Here is an 18,354-nt window from a genome sequence, read left to right on the forward strand (position 1 = left end):
GGCCGTGACCGAGCCGATGCTCAATCGTTGGTTCGGCCGACCGATCGGCAGATCTACCCGTCCGAGCGGGGGCGACGGATCCGGATGGGTCCCTTCACGGTCGCCGGGTCCACCACCGCTCCCCGCTGGGTGATCTCGACCTCGCCGGCCGCCATCAGCCGGTTCGCCGCCTGGCGGACCGGCTCCATGAGCGGTCGCCAGTTCGTCGGCGCGACCGCTCGCGCGGCGTCCGACGGGCAGATCGAGGAGGTCGGGGCGCGGGCGTCGAGGAGGTCGGAGATGGCGTGTTCGAGGTCGGCCTCGGTCACCGATGTCGGATCGTCGGTCATGATGCCCGCCTCCCCTGCTGCTGATACCGCGTGATGGCGAGCATGGACTGGCGGTCGGTCGACCGGTCGCCGGCCACGGTGGCCTCCAGGGCCGCCCGGACCTCGTCGACGTCGACGCCCGCGCCGATCACCGTCAGCTGCGTGGTCGGCTGCTCGTCGGCGGCCCAGCGTGACACGGTGACGTTGATGTGCCCGCCGACCCCGTGGACGACGTAGCGGCCGCGATGACCCGGCGCGTCGAAGAAGACCACCCCTTTGACCCGGTAGACGCCGACCGGCGGTCGCTCCAGCAGCGCGGCGAGGGCGCGCGGGTGCAGCGGGGCCGCGGTGGCGAAGTCGACGGACTGATACCCGTCGTGCAGATGCGCGTGGTCGGCGTCGGCGTGATCGTGCTCGGCGTGTTCCTCGGCGAGCAGGTCGGACAGTTCGAGCTGACGGGGTCCGTCGTCGGCGACGGTGTCGGGGAGGTCGATGAGCATCGCCGGGTCCAGCACGCCGTGCGTGGTCGAGAGCACCGCGGCCGACGCGTTGCACCCTCGGATGGTCTCGTGCACCGATGCCGCCCGGTCGGCCGACACCCGATCGGTCTTGTTGACCAGCACCAGATCGGCCAGCGCGATGTGGTGTCCGATCTGGGGATGACGCGCGCGCGTGTCGTCGAACTGCTCGGCGTCGACCAAATAGATCAACCCGCCGTAGAGGATCCGGTCGGTGTGGGCGGCGGTGACCATCCGGACCAGTGCCGCCGGCTCGGCGAGTCCACTGGCCTCGATGACGACCACGTCGAGACCGGCCGCCGGCTTCACCAGCTCACCCATCACCGTCTCCAGCGAGTCCGCATCGGTGGTGCAGCAGATACATCCGTTGCCGAGGGTGACGGCACCGTCGACCGCCCCCGAGACCAACAGCGCGTCGATGGAGACCGCCCCGAAGTCGTTGACCACGACCCCGATTCGCAGGCCCGACCCGCTACGCAGCAGATGGTTCAACACCGTCGTCTTGCCTGCCCCGAGGAAACCGGCGAGCAGGACCACCGGAACGGGTCCACGCGTTCGGACGACGCTCATCCGACCGACACCTCGGCCGCGCACGACGCGCAGACCACGGCGAGGTCGCGACCGTTGACGTCCGGGTGGTTGCGGACCGCGTCGGTGGGCGCACCGCAGGTGTCGCATCGTCCGACGACCTCGGCGTGGTCGGAGAACTGCACCGACATCCGCTTGTCGAACACGTAGAGCGATCCGCGCCACAGCCCGTCGTCACCGAATCGCTTGCCGTAGTTCACGATCCCGCCCTCGAGTTGGTAGACATCGGCGAAACCGCGAGCGTGCATGAGGCTGCTGAGGACCTCACACCGCACGCCGCCGGTGCAGTAGGTGACCACCGGTCGGTCCTTGAGATGGTCGTAGCGGCCGCTGTCGAGGAGGTCGACGAATTCGCGGGTGGTCTCGACCTCCGGGCGCACCGCGCCGCGGAGGTGGCCGATGCGGGACTCGATGCTGTTGCGGCCGTCGAACAGGACGACCTCGTCGCCACGCTCGGCGATCAGCTCGTGGAGTTGGTCGGGGTCGAGTCGGCGTCCGCCGCCGATCACACCGCCGTCGTCGACGCGCACCTCGTCGGGGCGGCCGAAGGTCACGATCTCCGGCCGGACGCGCACCTGCAGACGGGGGAAATCGTCGACTCCGCCGTCGGACCACTTGATGTCGGCCTCGGCGAACGCGGCGTACCGCTTCGTGGCGGCGACGTACTTCTTCACCGCGCCGATCTCGCCGCCCACGGTCGCGTTGATGCCGTGGGTGGAGATGACGATCCGACCGCGCACACCGACCGCCTCACACAGCGTCTGTTGCCACAGACGGATCGCGTCGGGATCGGTCAGCGGTGTGAAGACGTAGAAGAGAACGATCTTCGAGAGCGACACCCGACAAGAATACGGAGCGGGTCGAACGGACACGTGACAGCTAGACTCTGCGGACGCAATCGACCCCTCGACGCCCCCGCACGAAGGACGACGACATGACCTATCCGCCTCCCCCGGGCGCCCCCGACGACGACCGACCGTCCCTGCGCAAGGACGATCAGCCGACACCGGAACCGGCGCCGGGCAGCGACCAGTACCCACCGCCCTACCCGGGCGGCGCCTATTCCGGTGAGCAGAACCCGTACCCCGGCCCGCAGTACGGCGACCAGCAGTACGGATCGTTCCCGCCCGGACAACCGCAGTACGGAAACCAGCCCTACGGACAGGGCCAGTACGGCACCCCGTCCTACGGCGGATACGGGCAGCAGCCCTACGGGATGCCGGTCGTCGCACAGACCAACGGCAAGGCGATCGGCGCGTTGGTCTGCGGTATCGCCGGTCTGATCCTGTGCGTGATCGCCGGGATCCCGGCCATCATCCTGGGCAACATGGCGGTCGCCGAGATCGACGCCTCCGGCGGACACCAGGACGGTCGCGGCATGGCCGTGGCCGGTCGGGTACTCGGTTGGGTCGGTGTCGGCCTGATGATCATCGCGCTGTTGGTCATCCTGATCGTGGTCATCGCCGGGGCCGCCAGCACCTGAAGTTCTTCCCCCTCGAACGCCGATCGGCGGCCCGCGATGCGGGCCGCCGATCAGTGTCTGTGGGGTCGGTCGACTAGCGAGTCGCCCGACTACGGCCTGCGCCGGTGCCGGTGCCGCGGCGACCGCTGGCACCGTGGCTCGAGTCGGGACGCGCACCGCCGCCGCCGGTACGACGGGCAGGCGCGGACGAATCACCGGAGCTGGTGCTGTACGAGCGACCGGCCGAACCGGCGCTCGACGCACCGGAACGCTCACCGCGACCCGACGCCCCGCCACGACCGGCACCGGTACGGGGTGCACGGGCGCGCCCGTTCTGCGCTCCCCCGCCCTGGCCGCCACGACGACGTCCGCCGCCGGGCTGCTGCTGGGTTGCCGGCGGCGCCGCGCTCGGCGTCACGTGCGGTGCGATCTCGCCGACCAGGTCGGTGACATCGGGCGACTGCGCGGTGACCCGGCTCGGGGCCACGTCGATGGCAGCCTTCTTCAGCAGGCGACGCAGGTCGGCGCGCTGCTCGGGAAGGGCGATGGTGACGACGTCGCCTGCGTTGCCCGCGCGGGCGGTACGGCCCGAACGGTGCAGGTAGGCCTTGTGCTCGGCCGGCGGGTCGACGTGGATGACGAGCTCGACGTCGTCGACGTGCACGCCTCTGGCGGCGACGTCGGTGGCGACGAGAACGCGGACCGACCCCTCACCGAACGCGGCGAGGTTGCGATCACGCTGCGGCTGCGACAGGTTGCCGTGCAGATCGACCGCGGGGATACCCGACGCGGTCAGCTTCTTCGCGAGCTTCTTGGCCTGGTGCTTGGTCCGCATGAACAGGATGCGACGGCCGGTACCCGAGGCGAGGACGTCGATGAGGTCGTTCTTCGACGAGGTGTCGGACACCTCGAACACGTGGTGGGTCATCGCGGCGACAGGCGAGTTGGCCTCGTCGACCGAGTGCATGACCGGGTTGTGCATGAAGCGGCGGACCAGCTTGTCCACCCCGTTGTCCAGGGTCGCCGAGAACAGCAGACGCTGTCCGTTCTCCGGGGTCTTGGTCAGGATGCGGGTCACCGCGGGAAGGAACCCGAGGTCGGCCATGTGGTCGGCCTCGTCGATGACGGTCACCTCGATCTCGTCGAGGGTCAGGTGGCGCTGGTCGAGCAGGTCCTCGAGACGGCCCGGGCAGGCGACGACGATGTCGACGCCACCCTGCAGCGCGTCGACCTGGCGACGCTGGTTCACGCCGCCGAAGATCGTCGTGGTGCGCATGCCGTAGACCGCGGCGAGCGGCGCGAGGACCGCGTCGATCTGGGTGGCCAGCTCACGGGTGGGGGCCAGGACCAGCGCGCGGGGCTTACCGCGGCGACGGGTCCCGCCGGAGCCGTCGGCACCGATGCGCGCGACGAGCGGGATGGAGAAGGCGAGGGTCTTGCCGGAACCGGTCTTTCCACGACCCAGGACGTCACGGCCCGCGAGGGTGTCGGGGAGGGTGTCGATCTGGATGGGGAAGGCTTCGGTCTTTCCCTCGGCCGCAAGTGAGGCGACGAGGGGTGCGGGCACGCCGAGCGCGCCGAATTCAGTGTGGGTCACAAAATGCCTTTCGGGCATCGGACTCCGCGGAACATCCCGGGATCACCGGGTGACGTGAAGTCGTGGCGAACACGCAGGCGTGCGCGTTCGTTCGCCGTACGAAGGAATCGACTCACCGAGACATCGGCGGTGAAGAAGCGTTCTACGACGCGAGCGGCTCAGGGAATCCCAACGAGCCTTTCGGTGACCAGAGTAGCCGACGAAACCGGCGGACGACCGACCGCGAGGAGTCGCGTACGACACATTCCGTCCCCGCGGCTCTGATCGGACGTAATCCGGGCATTAGTCCAGTTTGTTTATCGGCGTCGCTCGCAGAAGGCGATAAAAAACCCATTCTCGGAACGCAACGAGGGAAGGGAATAGCAGTTGTTTGCCCAATTAGTACATGTCGCCTAATGTTTCCATCGTCAGACGGCAGTGATTGGAAGGACCCCGGAGAATATGGCCAAAAAGCAGATAGTTCAGTTCATCGACGACATCGACGGCAAGGTGCTGGAGGAATTCGAAACTGTCCGCTGGTCGCTCGACGGGCGTCAGTACGAGTTCGACACCTCGCCCAAGCACGCACAGCAGTTCCGCGATTCCCTCGTGAAGTACGTCGAGGCATCGCGGTCGGTCGCAGGACGCCGCGGGAAGCGCGCCCTGGTGCCCGCCGGCGCGACTCGCTCCAAGGAGCAGACGCAGGCGATTCGGGACTGGGCCAACAGCAACGGCTATGAGGTCAGCAACCGCGGTCGGATCCCCATCGAGGTCGTCGACGCGTTCGAGGCCTCGCACTGACCTGCCATCGGCGCTGATCACGGGGGCGGCGCCGCTGCACCGAAACAAATCGGTCACCCACTTCGCGGATTGCGGAGTGAGTGACCGATTCGCTTGTCTGCTTCGACCGCCCCGTGAACAATTCCGTACTGAACGGTATTGAAATCCACTCGCGATCACTGCTGTACGCGATTCCGCGACTTTCTTTCGCGGCCCCGCTTCGCCTCAGTTGTTGACGAGATCCTTCACCGAGTCGGGAACCGTGGTCCCGAGCATCGGCGTGGGGACGTCCTTGGTTTCTTTCGCAGTCGATGCGGCGACGGCGGCGATGATCGCGATCACCGCGGTGAAGACACTGATCACCACCCAGCCCCCCTCGGCGACCCCGCCCAGGGCGGTCACGATGGTCGGCGCGAAGCCGGCGACCAGGAACCCCAACTGTGTACCGATGGCCACGCCGGAGAAACGCACCTGCGTGCTGAACATCTCGCCGTAGAACGAGGGCCAGACCGCGTTGGCCGCGGCGTAGCCGAAGGCGAAGGTGGCCACCGCCAGGGCGAACGTCAGCGGTTGATTGCCGCCGCTCATCGAGAGCATGTAGAACGGCATCAGCGCCGCCGACGACAGCGCGCCGTAGATGAAGACGGGCTTGCGTCCGATGCGATCGGCCAGCTTGCCGAACAGCGGTTGGGTGACCAGGGCGACGACATTGGCCACCACGACCAACCACAGCGTGATGTCGGCGGGCAACCCGACCTCTTTGCCGTACGCGATCGCCAGGTTGGCGAACACCGTCGACACCGCGGCGATGAAGGCGCAGAACACCACTCGCAGGACATCGGCCCAGTGATTGCGCATCAGGTCGACCACCGGCAGCTTCGCGATGGCGCCGTTCGCCTTGGCGTCGGCGAACTCCGGGGGCTCGGCCAGGCTGCGCCGGATGAGGTAGGCGACGACGACGACGACCGCGCTGAACCAGAACGGCACCCGCCAGCCCCAGCTGAACTTCGCCTCGTCGGGCAGGGCCATGAACGGGATCATCACCAGTGAGGCGAGGATCAGTCCGCCCTGGGTCCCGGTCAGCGTCCACGATGTGTAGAAGGACCGCTGGTGGTCCGGTGCGTGCTCGAGCGTCAGCGAACTGGCGCCGGCCTGCTCACCGGCCGCCGAGAGTCCCTGCGCCAACCGACACAGGACCAGCAGACCCGGTGCGGCCCAACCGATCGCGTCGAAGGTGGGCAGACAGCCGATCACGAACGTCGACACGCCCATCATGACGAGCGAGAACATCAGGACCTTCTGACGGCCGACCCGATCACCGAAGTGGCCCAGGACCACCGCGCCGAGTGGACGCGCGATGTAGGCCACGCCGAAGGTCGCGAACGACATGACCAGACCGGCCTTGTCGTCGTTGGGGAAGAAGACCTGCGGAAAGATCAGTGCCGCTGCGGTTCCGAACAGGAAGAAGTCGTAGTACTCGACCGCGCTGCCCATGAAGCTGGCCAGCGCCGCACGCTTGGGCGTCTTGCCGCCTCGGCCGCCGGGTTCGTCGATTGTCCTCACAGTGGTACTCATCGTTCTCCTACTTCGCTGAACTGGTGGGTGAATTCGAGCCGGCGAGGGCACGAAAGTGGCGGGTCATGCGCTCGGCGTCGGGAGTGATCCCCGTGATGAGCTCGAAGGCGGTGCTCGCCTGGTGCACGGCCATTCCGCCGCCGTCGAGGGTCCGGCATCCGGCGGCGCGTGCGGCGACGAGCAGTGCGGTGTCGAGCGGCCGGTAGACGATGTCGGCGACCCACAGATCCGGGTGCAACAGCGCGATGTCGAACGGCGTCCCGGGGTGATCGGCCATCCCGGTCGGCGTGGCGTGCACGACGCCGTCGGCCGCGGGCAGCAGCACCGACAGCTTGTCGAACGACGACGCCTCGACCCGAACCTCGGGATGACGTGCGGCGAGGTCCGTGCTCAGCGCGGTGGCGCGGTCGTCGTCGATGTCGACGACGGTGAGATGGTCGGTGCCGATGCTCAGCAGCGCGTGGCCGACGGCCGCGCCCGCTCCCCCGGCGCCGATCAGCACGACGCTGTCGGTCCGGGCGCCGGGCAGTCCCTGGGCGAAGCCGGTCGCGAACCCGGGGGCGTCGGTGTTGTGGCCGACGGTGCGGGTCGCCTCGAAGAGAACGGTGTTGACCGCTCCGAGTGCGGCCGCGGCGTCATCGAGCGCATCGAGGTGGTCGATCACCAGCTGCTTGCACGGATGGGTGATGTTGAGCGCGTCGAATCCGAGCGCACGGGCCCAGTCGAGGATCTCGCCGATGCGCTCGGGCTCCACCCCGATCGTCGGGAGGTCGATGGTGCGGTAGATGTAGTCGAGTCCGTGGGCACGGCCTTCGGCCATGTGCAGCGCGGGCGTCAGAGACGGTCCGACACCCTGGCCGACGAGCCCGACGAGATAGGGATGAGAAGTCACGATCCTGGGTCCTCACTAATGTACGAACTAGTACGTTCAGTGAGTAGAGCACTGTGGTGTGCGTCTCGTCAAGGATTTTGTGTGAGCGGGGTCTCGCCCTAGTGGGTGGTCAGCCAGCCCACGACGACTTCGCCGATCATGCGGCGCAGGTGCGCACGCTGCGACACCTCACCGAAGTCGACGCCGAACAGAAAACCGAAGGTGTGCCGGTTGGCGACCTGGAAGACGCAGTAGGAACTGATGACGATGTGCACGTCGAGCGCCTCGACGTCGTCGCGGAACAGCTTCTTCTCGCGGCCCCTGACCAGGATGTCGTCGAGCAGTGAGGTGGCCGGCCGCGAGATCTCACGCAACGACTCGAGGCGATTGATGTACGCGCCCCGATGGATGTTCTCGATCGACACCAGGCGGATGAAGTCCTGGTGGGCGATGTGATGGTCGAAGGTGAGCTCGGCGAGACGCCGGATGGCCTCCACCGGATCGACGTGGTCGACCTGGAGTTTCTGCTCCGCCTCGCGGATACCCAGGTAGGCGTTCTCGAGAACGGCGAGGTACAGGCCCTCCTTGCCGCCGAAGTAGTAGTAGATCATCCGCTTGGTGGTGCTGGTCCGCTCGGCGATGACGTCGACGCGGGCGCCCGAGTAGCCGGACTCGGCGAACACCTCGGTGGCGACCTTCAGCAGCTCCGTGCGCGTGCGCGCGGCGTCGCGCTGGAGCTCGGGTCGCGGTTGGTCGGTCACGGTGCGCAGCCTACTGGGGCCTCGCCGTGATCGCCCCAAAGCCCGACGACGCTAATGTACTTTTTGGTACATTGCGGATTCCGACAGGAGATCCCCAATGCGCACCTCGATTGCCACCGTCTCACTCAGCGGCGGACTCGCCGAGAAACTGCAGGCCTGTGCAGACGCCGGGTTCGACGGGGTCGAGATCTTCGAACCCGACCTCATCGCCGGCGACCGCAGCCCGGAGGAGATCCGTGCCCTCGCGGCGCGGCTCGGCCTCACCCTCGACCTGTATCAGCCCCTGCGCGACATCGAGGGGGTCGACGAGGCCACGTTCGCCGAGAACCTCCGTCGTGCCGGCGCCACGTTCGCCACCGCAGCACGCCTGGGCATCGACACCGTGCTCGTGTGCAGCAACGTCGCGACCGCCACCGTCGATTCCGACGACGTGTCGGCCGCCCAGTTGCGTCGCCTCGGCGAGGTCGCGTCGACGCACGGCGTGCGGGTGGCGTTCGAGGCCCTCGCCTGGGGGCGGTTCGTCGACGACTACCGCCGGGCGTGGCGCATCGTCGAGTTGGCCGACCACCCGTCGGTCGGGGTGTGTCTCGACAGCTTCCATGTGCTGTCCCGCGGTCACGATCCGTCCGCGATCGCCGACATCCCCGGCGACAAGATCTTCTATCTCCAGTTGGCCGACGCGCCGGCGCTGAGCATGGACGTGCTGTCGTGGAGCCGACATCACCGACTGTTCCCCGGCGAGGGTGCTTTCGATCTGACCACGTTCACCGCGCACGTGCTCTCCACCGGTTTCGACGGGCCGTTGTCGCTGGAGGTCTTCAACGACACCTTCCGTCAGACCGATCCCGACCGGACCGCCGTCCACGCGCTGCGGTCGCTGCTCTGGCTACAGGACAAGGTCGCCCACCACCCGCAACAGTCCGCGGCGTCCCACCTCTTCCCGGTCGCCGACGCCGAGCCCGCGGTGGGTTTCGACTTCGTCGAGGTCAAGGCCGAGGACACCAGCGAGGTGGAGGTGGTCCTCGATCAACTCGGCTTCACCGCGCGCGGACGCCACCGCACCAAGCCGGTGTCGCTGTGGGTCGCGGGAGCGGCGCGCGTCGTCCTCAACGAACAGCTCGCCCGCGACCAGGCCCCGCACATCGCGGCGGTCGGTCTGGCCGTCCCCGACGCCGATGCGACGACGCGCCGCGCCGTCGACCTGATGGCGCCGAGAGCGTTTCGACGCACCTACGGCTCCGAGCAACCGTTGGGTTCCGCGGTGGCGCCCGACGGCTCGGAGATCTTCTGGTCGACCGCGTCGGCGGACGGGTCACACCCGGCCTGGGTCGACGAGTTCACCGACGGTGCGCCCGCCGACCCCGCCTCACCGGTGCGGGTCATCGATCACGTCAATCTGACCCAGCCGTGGCAGACCGCAGACGAGGCAGTGCTGTTCTACACCAGCGTGTTCGGTTTCTCGGCCGATGCGCCCACCGAGGTCGCCGGGCCCACCGGGCTGATCCGCAGTCAGGTGATGCGCACCGCCGACGGCGCCGTCCGACTGCCGCTCAACGTCGCTCCCCATGTGCTCAGCGGATCGGCCCCGACTCAGCACGTGGCCTTCGCGTGCACCGACGTTCTCGGGGTCGCGCGCGCGGCCCGGGCTCGCGGGCTGCCGTTCCTGCCGGTGCCGGACAACTACTACGACTACGTCGCGGGCAAGTTCGGCGTCGACGCGTCGGTCGTCGCCGAGCTGCGCGAGCTCGATCTGCTCTACGACCGCGACACCGACGGCGAGTTCGTGCACTTCTACACCCGCACGGTGGGCAACGTGTTCTTCGAGTTCGTCGAGCGACGTGGCCACTACGACGGTTACGGGGCCGACAACGCTCCGGTGCGACTCGCCGCCCAGAGACGGGACACGGCGAGGTAGGTCCGCCGGCGCACCTCGCATCGGGCACGAAAAAACCCGCCGACCTGGTGGTCGGCGGGTTCTCGGGTGGAGCTAAGGGGACTCGAACCCCTGACCCCCACACTGCCAGTGTGGTGCGCTACCAGCTGCGCCATAGCCCCGTGTTCAGTTGTCCGCACCCCGGTGTTCACCGGCATACGGTCCGAGGCGAAATTACCCCATCGGCGCGGTCGGGTCCAAATCCCCCGCCCGCACGATCAGTTCTCGTCCGCGCCACCGGCCAGCAGCGTCTGCAGCCACTGCGGGCCACTGAGCAGGTCGGCGACCGGCTGACCACCACTGAGCACGCTCGGGGTGCCGACCTGTCCGTTGAGCGACTTCGACAGCTGCGTCGTGGACTGGTCGGCGGCCTCGTTGGCCGCCTGGATCTTCGTGCCCGCGGTGATGCACTGCTGTGCGGCCGGTGTCGCACCCACGGCAGCCGCCTTCTGGGCGAGCGCCGCGTTGTCCGGGTCGTCGCCACCCTCGGGTGGCTGCTCGACGTAGAGCTTGCTGTGGAACTTCAGGAACGTGTCCTGGTTGCCGCCCTCGGCGACGCACAGCGCCGCACCCGCCGCACGGGAGGAGTAGTCACCCGAACCCGAGTTGCGATTGAGGAACGTCAGGAAGTGGTAGCGGACCCGCAATTTGCCCGCGGTGGCGGCGTCGATCATGGACTGACCCGACTGCGCCTCGAACTGCTTGCACACCGGGCACTGGAAGTCCTCGAAGACGTCGATCGTGTGCGGCGCGTCGGCGCGACCGATGATCAGGCTGGCGTTCTGCGCCAACACATTCGGGTCGGCCTCACCCTTGTTGCGCTGGTTGTTCCAGATCACCCCGCCCACCACGACGGCGGCGATCACCACGACGGCGACCGCGGCGAGCAGATAGGTGGTGGTGCTCGACGTCTTCTGCGGCTGATATTTCGCACGCTGTCGAGCCGAGGACTTCTTCTCCGCCATCACCGCTGTCCTTCGCCGTCATCCACTGAGCACCCGCACGTCACGTCGCTACATTAGTCAACCCCGACTGAGAGAAATCTGAGCGTTCGGTGCCCCGTCGCGCTCAGCTCAGGGCGCCGTCTACGAGCGCCTGCGCCTCCTCCTGGACCCGCGCGAGATGGTCTGGGCCGTTGAAGGATTCGGCGTAGATCTTGTACAGGTCCTCGGTTCCCGACGGGCGGGCGGCGAACCAGGCGTTCTCCGTGACCACCTTGAGTCCGCCGATCGCGGCGCCGTTGCCGGGCGCCTCGGTCAGGATCGCCGTGATCGGCTCCCCCGCCAGCGACGTCGCCGAGACCTGCGATGCCGACAGCTTGCCGAGCAACGCCTTCTGCGCCCGGCTCGCCGGTGCGTCGATCCGCGCGTAGGCGGGGTCGCCGAACTGCTCGGTGAGTTCGGCGTAACGCTGTGACGGCGACTTGCCCGTCACCGCCAGGATCTCCGACGCCAGCAGCGCCATGATGATCCCGTCCTTGTCGGTGGACCACACGTCGCCGTCGGTCTGCAGGAACGACGCGCCGGCGCTCTCCTCGCCGCCGAACGCGATGTCGCCGCTGAGCAGGCCGGGGACGAACCATTTGAACCCGACCGGCACCTCGACCATCCGGCGACCGACGTTCGCCACCACGCGGTCGATCATCGACGAGCTCACCAGCGTCTTGCCCACCGCGGCGGAGGCGTTCCAGCCGGGCCGGTGGGTGAACAGGTAGTCGATCGCGACGGCCAGGAAGTGGTTGGGGTTCATCAGCCCGCCGTCGGGGGTGACGATGCCGTGCCGGTCGGCGTCGGCGTCGTTGCCGGTGGCGATGTCGTAGCTGTCACGGACCGCGATCAACGACGCCATCGCATTCGGCGACGAGCAGTCCATCCGGATCTTGCCGTCGGTGTCGAGGGTCATGAACCCGAACTGCGGGTCGACGGTCGGGTTCACCACCGTCAGGTGCGCGAGGTTGTACATGAAGCCGATCTCGGCCCAGTACCCCACCGAGGCCCCGCCGAGCGGGTCGGCGCCGATACGGATCCCGGCCTCCCGGATGGCGGTCATGTCGACGACGTTTTTGAGACTGTCGACATACGTTGTGCTGAAGGGGTATTTGACGACGAGATCGGAATGCATCGCGCGGTCGAACGGGACCCGCGGGATCGCGGTCAACCCCTCGCGCAGCAGTTCGTTTGCGCGATCGGCGATTCCGGTGGTGATCGACGAATCGGCCGGGCCACCGTTGGGCGGGTTGTACTTGAACCCACCGTCGCGAGGGGGGTTGTGTGAGGGCGTGACCACGATGCCGTCGGCCTCCGGTCCGCCCGCGCGATTGTGTACCAGGATCGCGTGACTGACCGCGGGAGTCGGTGTGTGCCTGCTCAACTCGTCGACACAGACCTCGATTCCCGCGCCGACGAGCACCTCGATCGCCGTCCGCCACGCCGGTCGCGACAGTGCGTGGGTGTCGAAGCCGATGAACAGCGGACCACCGATGCCCGCCCCGCGGCGGTACTCGATGATCGCCGCGGTCGTCGCGACGATGTGCGATTCGGTGAACGCGGCGTCGAGGCTGGATCCGCGGTGGCCCGAGGTACCGAAAACGACCTGCTGCAACGGATCTTCCGGGTCCGGGACCGTCGTGTAATAGGCGTCTTCGAGCGCCCCGATGTCGACGAGGTCCTCTGGAAGTGCCGGAGTGCCGGCCCGCTCGTGCGCCATGTGTGGATATCGCCCTTCGCCGTGCCCGCGTCAGAATTGCCGTACTCCGCCAGATTCTGCCAAACAATCAGCCCGGGTATGGTCTGCACGCGGATAGTCGCCGCAAGGACGTCGAGGAGTGTGTTTGTGATCGTTCACCGCCGCCCGGTGTCCGCTGTGGTGCTGGTACTCCCCGGCGGCACCGATTCGAGTTACGAACGCAGCTCCTGGCGATCGCCGTCGGCGTTGCGGATGTACCCGTTCACGTGGTCGATCGCCGCCGTGTTCCGCGGTCGGGTCGCCGTGCGGCAGGTGCGCTATCGCGTCTACGGGTGGAACGGCGGCCAGGCCAGTCCGATGCCGTATGCCTGGGCCGCACTCGAGGAATCCGCGGCCCGGTATCCGGATGTGCCGATCCACGTCATCGGGCACTCCATGGGCGGTCGGGTCGCGGCACATCTCGCGGCCGATGCCCGCGTACACGGACTGTTGGCGCTCGCACCGTGGTGGCAGTACGCCGACTGGCGACACATCCATCCGGGCGTCCGCGTCGTGGCGATGCACGGCACCGCCGACACCCGCACGTATCCACACCGGACCGCCAAGGGCATCGACGAACTGGCGGCCGCGGGCTTCGACGCGACGTTCGTACCCGTCCCCGACGGCGGGCACGCGATGCTCGACCACATCGGCTGGTGGCAGCGCGCGGCCGTCGATTTCGTACGGACCGCGATCGGTCGATGACCCCGGTGAGCACGATCACATCGGGCTCAGACGAATACGCGCCGATTCACAGCATTCCAACAGGTGACGGTTGCATCATCATCAGGTGCGTGGTGTCGAGGTGTTGTCCGCGGAGCAGTGGCAGTACACCCCTGCCCGACATTCGGCGATGACACTCGACGTCCACCTGCTGACCGGTTGGTTCCCGACGATCGTCGAGCTGATCACCGCTGCGTTGGTCATCACCGCCATCGGCTGGCGAACCCGCCGATGGCGCACCGTGTGGGTGCCCGCCGCGATCGGGGTCGGCGCACTGACCTCGGTCGGCCTCTACCTCTACCTCGATCACCGCGGACTGGCCCCGGATTCGGCGCCGGTGCTGTTCTGGGTCTTCGCGGCGATCGCGGCCACGATGATCGTCGTCATCGCCGCCGGCGTGCGTCACGCCCGGTGGTGGCAGCACGCCGCGGCCGCCGTCGCGCTCCCCCTGGCGTTGGTGAGCGTGGCCCTCGTCGCCAACCAGTGGTCGGGCTATTACCCCACCCTGACCCGGGCGTGGGACGGGATCACCGCCGGCCCGCTGCCCAATCAGACGACCGTCGCGAAGCTGGCGGCGTTCCGGGACAAGCCCACCGAGACCGGCCGGATCGTCCCGTTCGATGCCCCGGATTCGCTCAGCCGGTTCCATCACCGCACCGAGTACGTTTATCTGCCGCCCGCGTGGTTCGCCGGACCGACCCCGCCGCGGCTGCCCGCGGTGGTGATGATCGGCGGGGTCATCAACACCCCCGAGGACTGGGTGCGCAGCGGCAACGCCCTCGAGATCGTCGATGCCTACGCCCGCGACCACGGCGGTCGGGCGCCGATCCTGGTGCTCGTCGACCCCTCGGGCGGTCTGAGCAACGACACCGAGTGCGTCGACGGCCCCCGAGGCAAGGTCGACACCCACATCGTCGACGAGGTCCGCCCCTACGTCATCTCGCATTTCGCGGCCGCGTCCGCCGCCCGCAACTGGGCTGTCGTCGGCTGGTCGATGGGCGGCACGTGCGCCATCGACCTGGCCGTGCGGCACCCCGACGACTTCGGCACGTTCGTCGACATCTCCGGCGACATCGGCCCCAACGTGGGCGACGAGCAGAACACGGTCAAGACCCTCTACGGCGGAGACCGCGTGGCGTGGGATCGTTTCGACCCGGCGACGGTCATGCGTGCCCATGGGCGGTACGCCGACCTGGCGGGGTGGTTCCAGTCCGAGGGCAAGCGATCCGGCGGAACGGTCGGGTCGAGTCAGATCACCGCGGCGAAACAGCTGTCGTCGCTGGCGGATTCGCTCGGCGTCACGACCACCGAGGTCTACCGCGCCGGACCGCACACCTGGTCGTTCGGGGCGACCGCGCTCGCCGACGCCCTGCCGTGGCTGCACGAGCGCATCGACACCGACGCCCGACAGTAAAAAGTACGGATGTGAAAAGACCCGGCAGGAGGATCACCCCTGCCGGGTCTTCTCGTTCTCCCGGTTCACGTGGTCCGGGAAGTCATTCACTCAGGGATGGGTCGGCTCACTCAGGGATGTAATCGAACGTGTCCGGGTTGGGCCCGGTGCGTCCGTCTTCGCCCTTGTCGAGACCGTCGAGTGCGGCGATGTCGTCACCGGACAGTTCGAAATCGAAGATGTCGAAGTTGTCCTTGACGCGCTGCTCGGTCACCGACTTCGGGAAGATGATGTTCCCGTGCTGGATGTGCCACCGCAGCGTCACCTGAGCGGTCGACTTGCCGACACGCTCGGCGATCTGGCCGATCACGTCGTCGTCGAGGACCTTGCCCTGCGCGATGGGTGACCACGCCTCGGTGGCGATGCCGTGCTCGGTGCCGTAGGCGATGGCCTCGGTGTTGGTGAAGTACGGGTGCACCTCGATCTGGTTGACCGACGGCACGACCGAGGTCTCCGCGGCCAGCTTGTCGAGGTGCGCCGGCTGGAAGTTCGAGACGCCGATCGACTTGGCGCGTCCCTCCTTCTGGAACTCGATGAGCGTGTTCCAGGTGGTGACGAAGTCGCCGTCGTACTGGGTGGGCAGCGGCCAGTGGATCAGGAAGAGATCGACGTGGTCGAGGCCGAGCTTGCTCAGGCTCTCGTCGAACGAGCGCTTCGCGTCGTCTGGGCGGTGGAAGCCGTTGTTGAGCTTGGTGGTCACCCAGATGTCGTCGCGGGCGATGCCGGAGTCCTTGATGCCCTCGCCGACCTGCTTCTCGTTGCCATACATCTGCGCGGTGTCGATGTGGCGGTAGCCGGTCTCGAGCGCGAGGCGGGTGGCCTTGGCGGTCTCGTCGGCGTCGATCTGGAACACACCGAACCCGAGTTGCGGGATGCTGCGTCCGTCGTTGAGTGCAATGGTCGGGACCGAGGTCATCGGGCGTCCTCCAGAAGTTGATGGCAGGCCCGAATCTCAGGCCCACGATCGTTTCCAACGCTCACTGTCGGACGCGCATTCCATCGAGCTCAGACGGCACAACCCTCGAGGGCTGGTGCTTGCGCGGCGGTCACGCCGTACTGCGCGCACTGGATCGCCGACCCGACGTCGAGGACGGTCCAGCTCTGTCCGGTGCGCTGGAACAACACGCCCGACGACTGTGGGGTCCCGGAGGTCGAGGCGAGCGCGAACGGGGTCGAGCACTGGATGCGTCGAAAACCGGTGGGCCGAGCGACACGCTCGAAGTCGGGACTCGCGCGCAGCGCCGACAGCAGCGAGTCCTGCGTTGCGAAAGCACATGCGTCACTGCCGAGCGGCGACTTCGGCGCCTGGGTCTGCGTTGCCGCGGGCGGCGGTCCGTCCACGTTCTCGTCGCTCACCGTGGGCGCGGGTGCTGCCTCGTCGGTCTCCGACTCCGGCACCGACGACGAGGTTGACACCGCGGTGGTGGACGGCGCTGCCGCAGACACCGAGGCAGAGGCGGGCGTCGACGAGACAGCGGCCGACGAATCGGTGTCGGAGCCGCAGGCGGTGAGCGAAACCGCTGCAGCAGCAAGGGCGACGGGAAGGACGAGGAGTCGGCGCACGGGAGGTCCTTTGTTCGGGTACAAATCAGTCAGACGGGACATCGCCGTAGTGGTACGCCGCGTTACCAGCAGCCGTTCTCCCGGGAGCAGCGAACTTCGTCCGATGGGGGTGGTTTGGAGGGCAATACGCCCTTGATGAGGTCTATGTCAGACGATTTCTGCCACGGATTCGGTGACGATCCGCTCGGGTGATGGTCTGGACGTCGTCGAGCACGCCATCCCAGCCGTACAGGACGTCGTCATAGGTCACCCGCATCGTCATCCATCCCGTGACGAGCGCAGACCGGTCGCGGCGCCGATCATTTTGGTAGTTCTCCAGACTCGTGTGATGGGTCTTGCTGTCGCACTCGATGAGCAACTTGCCCACCCGCAGGTCCACCTTTCCGACGCCGGCGATCTTCGGCTGGACGACCACCCCGAATCGCAGCGCACGCAGGCGAACTCGACAGATGGACTCCGTACCCGATTGAGAGCGCTCGTCGCACTTCGACAACAGAGATCTGCCTCGGGCGTTGAGGACGACGTCGAGGTCGGCGCGGTCGACGAGTCCGGACTCCAGTGCCGAATCGCAGGCAGCGATCCAGTGCTCCTCGCTCATGCACAGCACCGCGCATCGGAGCGCGACATCGACAGGGTCGACAGCAGCCGATGTCGGAAGGGGCGGTCCCGGTGCGCGGCAACGCCTCGGCACCGATCCGCGAAGACTCTTGCTCGCCCTGGTGTGCACCGTCTCGTACCCCGGCGCGATCCACACGCCGTGCCGCCGCAGAGCCGAGACGCAGCTGAGAACTCCGCCTGCGCGCACCGCGGCCACCACTGTCGGGTCCGCGTCGGGCCGGGCGTACCAGCCCGATCGCAATCGGACCAGATCACCGGACCGGACAGCTCGACGTACCTGCGCCTCCGTCATCCCGAGGCGAGCGAGCTCGGCTCGACCGAAGACTCCGTGTTCCATCAGTGTTGGACGGTGACCGGGCCCGCCGGGATCCGTCGAGATCGTCCGACATAGAGCTGATCAAGGGCACATTGCCCTCGACGGGCCGCATATCGGACGATCTCAGTCGGGCACATCGCGAAACGCAGAACGGACCAGGACTGATGTCCTGGTCCGTTCTGTGACGGTGGAGCTGCCGGGAATCGAACCCGGGTCCTTCGTCATGTCAGTAGGGCTTCTCCGTGTGCAGTTCGCTACGCCTCTACTCGGATCTCTCGGTCACGCGAACAAGCCGAGATGACGATCCCAGTCGCTGTTGGATGTCCCGTCCCCCTCCGCGACCGAGGAGGACGGTGAGCTCCCTGAATGATGCCGGTACCCGGGGCGGGAGCACACCCGGGCCGACAGACTAGCGCTCGCTCAGGCGGCGAGGGCGTAGTCGCGCTGATTCTTATCGGCGCTTAATTGGTTGCGATGACGCTCACGGTGGTCTCTCGCCTGCACCGACACGCTTCCCCTACATCGATGCACGCAGTCGAAACCGTTCAGCCCCGTGTAGGTGTCCGCCGCTGACACGGCGGACAG

17 protein-coding genes, 1 tRNA gene, 1 other RNA gene and 1 pseudogene are annotated in these 18,354 nt (G+C 67.5%); 5 read left to right on the forward strand and 15 right to left on the reverse strand.

Going from position 1 to position 18,354, the window contains the following annotated elements; translation table 11 throughout:
• Nucleotides 1-53: 53 nt before the first annotated feature.
• The 3 genes from LX13_RS16105 to trhO are packed head-to-tail and all read right to left on the reverse strand — an operon-like array spanning nt 54 to nt 2,253.
• Nucleotides 54-329: a DUF3253 domain-containing protein gene (locus LX13_RS16105; RefSeq protein ID WP_253662310.1), complete on the reverse strand. Its 276-nt coding sequence runs from the start codon at nt 327-329 to the stop codon at nt 54-56.
• Complete coding sequence (locus tag LX13_RS16110; protein WP_253662311.1) at nt 326-1,396, reverse strand: CobW family GTP-binding protein; 1,071 nt, start codon at nt 1,394-1,396, stop codon at nt 326-328. Before LX13_RS16110 ends, LX13_RS16105 begins: the two co-directional genes overlap by 4 nt.
• Nucleotides 1,393-2,253, reverse strand: a complete 861-nt coding sequence (gene trhO / locus LX13_RS16115) for an oxygen-dependent tRNA uridine(34) hydroxylase TrhO (protein WP_253662312.1) — start codon at nt 2,251-2,253, stop codon at nt 1,393-1,395. Before trhO ends, LX13_RS16110 begins: the two co-directional genes overlap by 4 nt.
• Before the next feature lie 95 nt (nt 2,254-2,348).
• Between trhO and LX13_RS16120 the strand changes: the two genes are divergently transcribed.
• Entirely contained in the window at nt 2,349-2,897 is a 549-nt protein-coding gene (locus tag LX13_RS16120) for a DUF4190 domain-containing protein (RefSeq protein WP_253662313.1), read from the forward strand.
• Nucleotides 2,898-2,970: 73 nt separating this feature from the next.
• Here the strand turns inward: LX13_RS16120 and LX13_RS16125 are convergent, their stop codons facing one another.
• Complete coding sequence (locus tag LX13_RS16125) at nt 2,971-4,491, reverse strand: DEAD/DEAH box helicase (protein WP_253662314.1); 1,521 nt, start codon at nt 4,489-4,491, stop codon at nt 2,971-2,973.
• 423 nt (nt 4,492-4,914) lie between these two features.
• On the opposite strand from LX13_RS16125, the gene LX13_RS16130 reads away from it, so the two are divergent.
• Entirely contained in the window at nt 4,915-5,253 is a 339-nt protein-coding gene (locus tag LX13_RS16130) for a histone-like nucleoid-structuring protein Lsr2 (RefSeq protein WP_253662315.1), read from the forward strand.
• Nucleotides 5,254-5,457: 204 nt separating this feature from the next.
• Here LX13_RS16130 and LX13_RS16135 read toward each other — a convergent pair whose 3' ends face one another.
• The 3 genes from LX13_RS16135 to LX13_RS16145 all read right to left on the reverse strand — a co-directional run bounded on the left by LX13_RS16135 (nt 5,458) and on the right by LX13_RS16145 (nt 8,439).
• A complete protein-coding gene (locus LX13_RS16135; RefSeq protein WP_253662316.1) occupies nt 5,458-6,807 on the reverse strand; it encodes an MFS transporter in 1,350 nt (449 codons plus the stop codon).
• A 7-nt stretch (nt 6,808-6,814) separates the two neighbouring features.
• The gene (locus tag LX13_RS16140) at nt 6,815-7,699 is read right to left on the reverse strand and encodes a shikimate dehydrogenase (protein WP_253662317.1); all 885 of its coding nucleotides are present in this window, start codon (nt 7,697-7,699) and stop codon (nt 6,815-6,817) included.
• A 98-nt stretch (nt 7,700-7,797) separates the two neighbouring features.
• Nucleotides 7,798-8,439, reverse strand: a complete 642-nt coding sequence (locus tag LX13_RS16145; RefSeq protein ID WP_253662318.1) for a TetR family transcriptional regulator — start codon at nt 8,437-8,439, stop codon at nt 7,798-7,800.
• A gap of 97 nt (nt 8,440-8,536) precedes the next feature.
• On the opposite strand from LX13_RS16145, the gene LX13_RS16150 reads away from it, so the two are divergent.
• Nucleotides 8,537-10,354 (forward strand): bifunctional sugar phosphate isomerase/epimerase/4-hydroxyphenylpyruvate dioxygenase family protein, encoded by a 1,818-nt coding sequence (locus tag LX13_RS16150; protein WP_253662319.1) that lies wholly within the window; start codon nt 8,537-8,539, stop codon nt 10,352-10,354.
• A gap of 67 nt (nt 10,355-10,421) precedes the next feature.
• Here the strand turns inward: LX13_RS16150 and LX13_RS16155 are convergent.
• From LX13_RS16155 to pgm, 3 genes are all read right to left on the reverse strand, one after another.
• Nucleotides 10,422-10,494, reverse strand: a tRNA-Ala gene (locus tag LX13_RS16155).
• 96 nt (nt 10,495-10,590) lie between these two features.
• Entirely contained in the window at nt 10,591-11,337 is a 747-nt protein-coding gene (locus LX13_RS16160; RefSeq protein ID WP_253662320.1) for a DsbA family protein, read from the reverse strand.
• Nucleotides 11,338-11,440: 103 nt separating this feature from the next.
• The gene (gene pgm, locus LX13_RS16165; RefSeq protein WP_253662321.1) at nt 11,441-13,078 is read right to left on the reverse strand and encodes a phosphoglucomutase (alpha-D-glucose-1,6-bisphosphate-dependent); all 1,638 of its coding nucleotides are present in this window, start codon (nt 13,076-13,078) and stop codon (nt 11,441-11,443) included.
• A 129-nt stretch (nt 13,079-13,207) separates the two neighbouring features.
• On the opposite strand from pgm, the gene LX13_RS16170 reads away from it, so the two are divergent.
• Both LX13_RS16170 and LX13_RS16175 read left to right on the forward strand, forming a co-directional pair.
• Nucleotides 13,208-13,801 carry an alpha/beta fold hydrolase gene (locus LX13_RS16170; RefSeq protein ID WP_372499949.1) on the forward strand — a complete coding sequence of 198 codons (594 nt, stop codon included), beginning with the start codon at nt 13,208-13,210 and terminating at the stop codon, nt 13,799-13,801.
• An 85-nt stretch (nt 13,802-13,886) separates the two neighbouring features.
• Entirely contained in the window at nt 13,887-15,233 is a 1,347-nt protein-coding gene (locus LX13_RS16175) for an alpha/beta hydrolase (protein WP_253662323.1), read from the forward strand.
• Nucleotides 15,234-15,339: 106 nt separating this feature from the next.
• On the opposite strand, the gene LX13_RS16180 is transcribed toward LX13_RS16175, so the two are convergent.
• The 5 genes and pseudogenes from LX13_RS16180 to ssrA form a co-directional block, all read right to left on the reverse strand.
• Nucleotides 15,340-16,188 carry an aldo/keto reductase gene (locus tag LX13_RS16180; protein WP_253662324.1) on the reverse strand — a complete coding sequence of 283 codons (849 nt, stop codon included), beginning with the start codon at nt 16,186-16,188 and terminating at the stop codon, nt 15,340-15,342.
• 89 nt (nt 16,189-16,277) lie between these two features.
• The gene (locus LX13_RS16185; RefSeq protein ID WP_253662325.1) at nt 16,278-16,835 is read right to left on the reverse strand and encodes a hypothetical protein; all 558 of its coding nucleotides are present in this window, start codon (nt 16,833-16,835) and stop codon (nt 16,278-16,280) included.
• A gap of 142 nt (nt 16,836-16,977) precedes the next feature.
• Nucleotides 16,978-17,433, reverse strand: a complete 456-nt coding sequence (locus tag LX13_RS23530) for a DUF559 domain-containing protein (RefSeq protein WP_308214766.1) — start codon at nt 17,431-17,433, stop codon at nt 16,978-16,980.
• Nucleotides 17,434-17,679: 246 nt separating this feature from the next.
• A pseudogene (locus LX13_RS23535) lies at nt 17,680-17,790 on the reverse strand (type IV toxin-antitoxin system AbiEi family antitoxin domain-containing protein); the annotation flags it as partial.
• Between the two features lie 164 nt (nt 17,791-17,954).
• Nucleotides 17,955-18,322: a transfer-messenger RNA gene (gene ssrA, locus LX13_RS16195) on the reverse strand.
• Nucleotides 18,323-18,354: the final 32 nt, after the last annotated feature.

The organism is Williamsia maris, from assembly GCF_024171815.1.
GTDB classification, from domain to species: domain Bacteria; phylum Actinomycetota; class Actinomycetes; order Mycobacteriales; family Mycobacteriaceae; genus Williamsia_A; species Williamsia_A maris.

Coding starts and splice junctions, on each gene's coding strand:
- LX13_RS16105 (WP_253662310.1), bottom strand. CDS start 329: ATGACCGACGATCCGACATCGGTGACCGAGGCCGACCTCGAACACGCC.
- LX13_RS16110 (WP_253662311.1), bottom strand. CDS start 1,396: ATGAGCGTCGTCCGAACGCGTGGACCCGTTCCGGTGGTCCTGCTCGCC.
- LX13_RS16120 (WP_253662313.1), top strand. CDS start 2,349: ATGACCTATCCGCCTCCCCCGGGCGCCCCCGACGACGACCGACCGTCC.
- LX13_RS16125 (WP_253662314.1), bottom strand. CDS start 4,491: ATGCCCGAAAGGCATTTTGTGACCCACACTGAATTCGGCGCGCTCGGC.
- LX13_RS16130 (WP_253662315.1), top strand. CDS start 4,915: ATGGCCAAAAAGCAGATAGTTCAGTTCATCGACGACATCGACGGCAAG.
- LX13_RS16135 (WP_253662316.1), bottom strand. CDS start 6,807: ATGAGTACCACTGTGAGGACAATCGACGAACCCGGCGGCCGAGGCGGC.
- LX13_RS16150 (WP_253662319.1), top strand. CDS start 8,537: ATGCGCACCTCGATTGCCACCGTCTCACTCAGCGGCGGACTCGCCGAG.
- LX13_RS16160 (WP_253662320.1), bottom strand. CDS start 11,337: ATGGCGGAGAAGAAGTCCTCGGCTCGACAGCGTGCGAAATATCAGCCG.
- pgm (WP_253662321.1), bottom strand. CDS start 13,078: ATGGCGCACGAGCGGGCCGGCACTCCGGCACTTCCAGAGGACCTCGTC.
- LX13_RS16180 (WP_253662324.1), bottom strand. CDS start 16,188: ATGACCTCGGTCCCGACCATTGCACTCAACGACGGACGCAGCATCCCG.
- LX13_RS23530 (WP_308214766.1), bottom strand. CDS start 17,433: ATGAGCGAGGAGCACTGGATCGCTGCCTGCGATTCGGCACTGGAGTCC.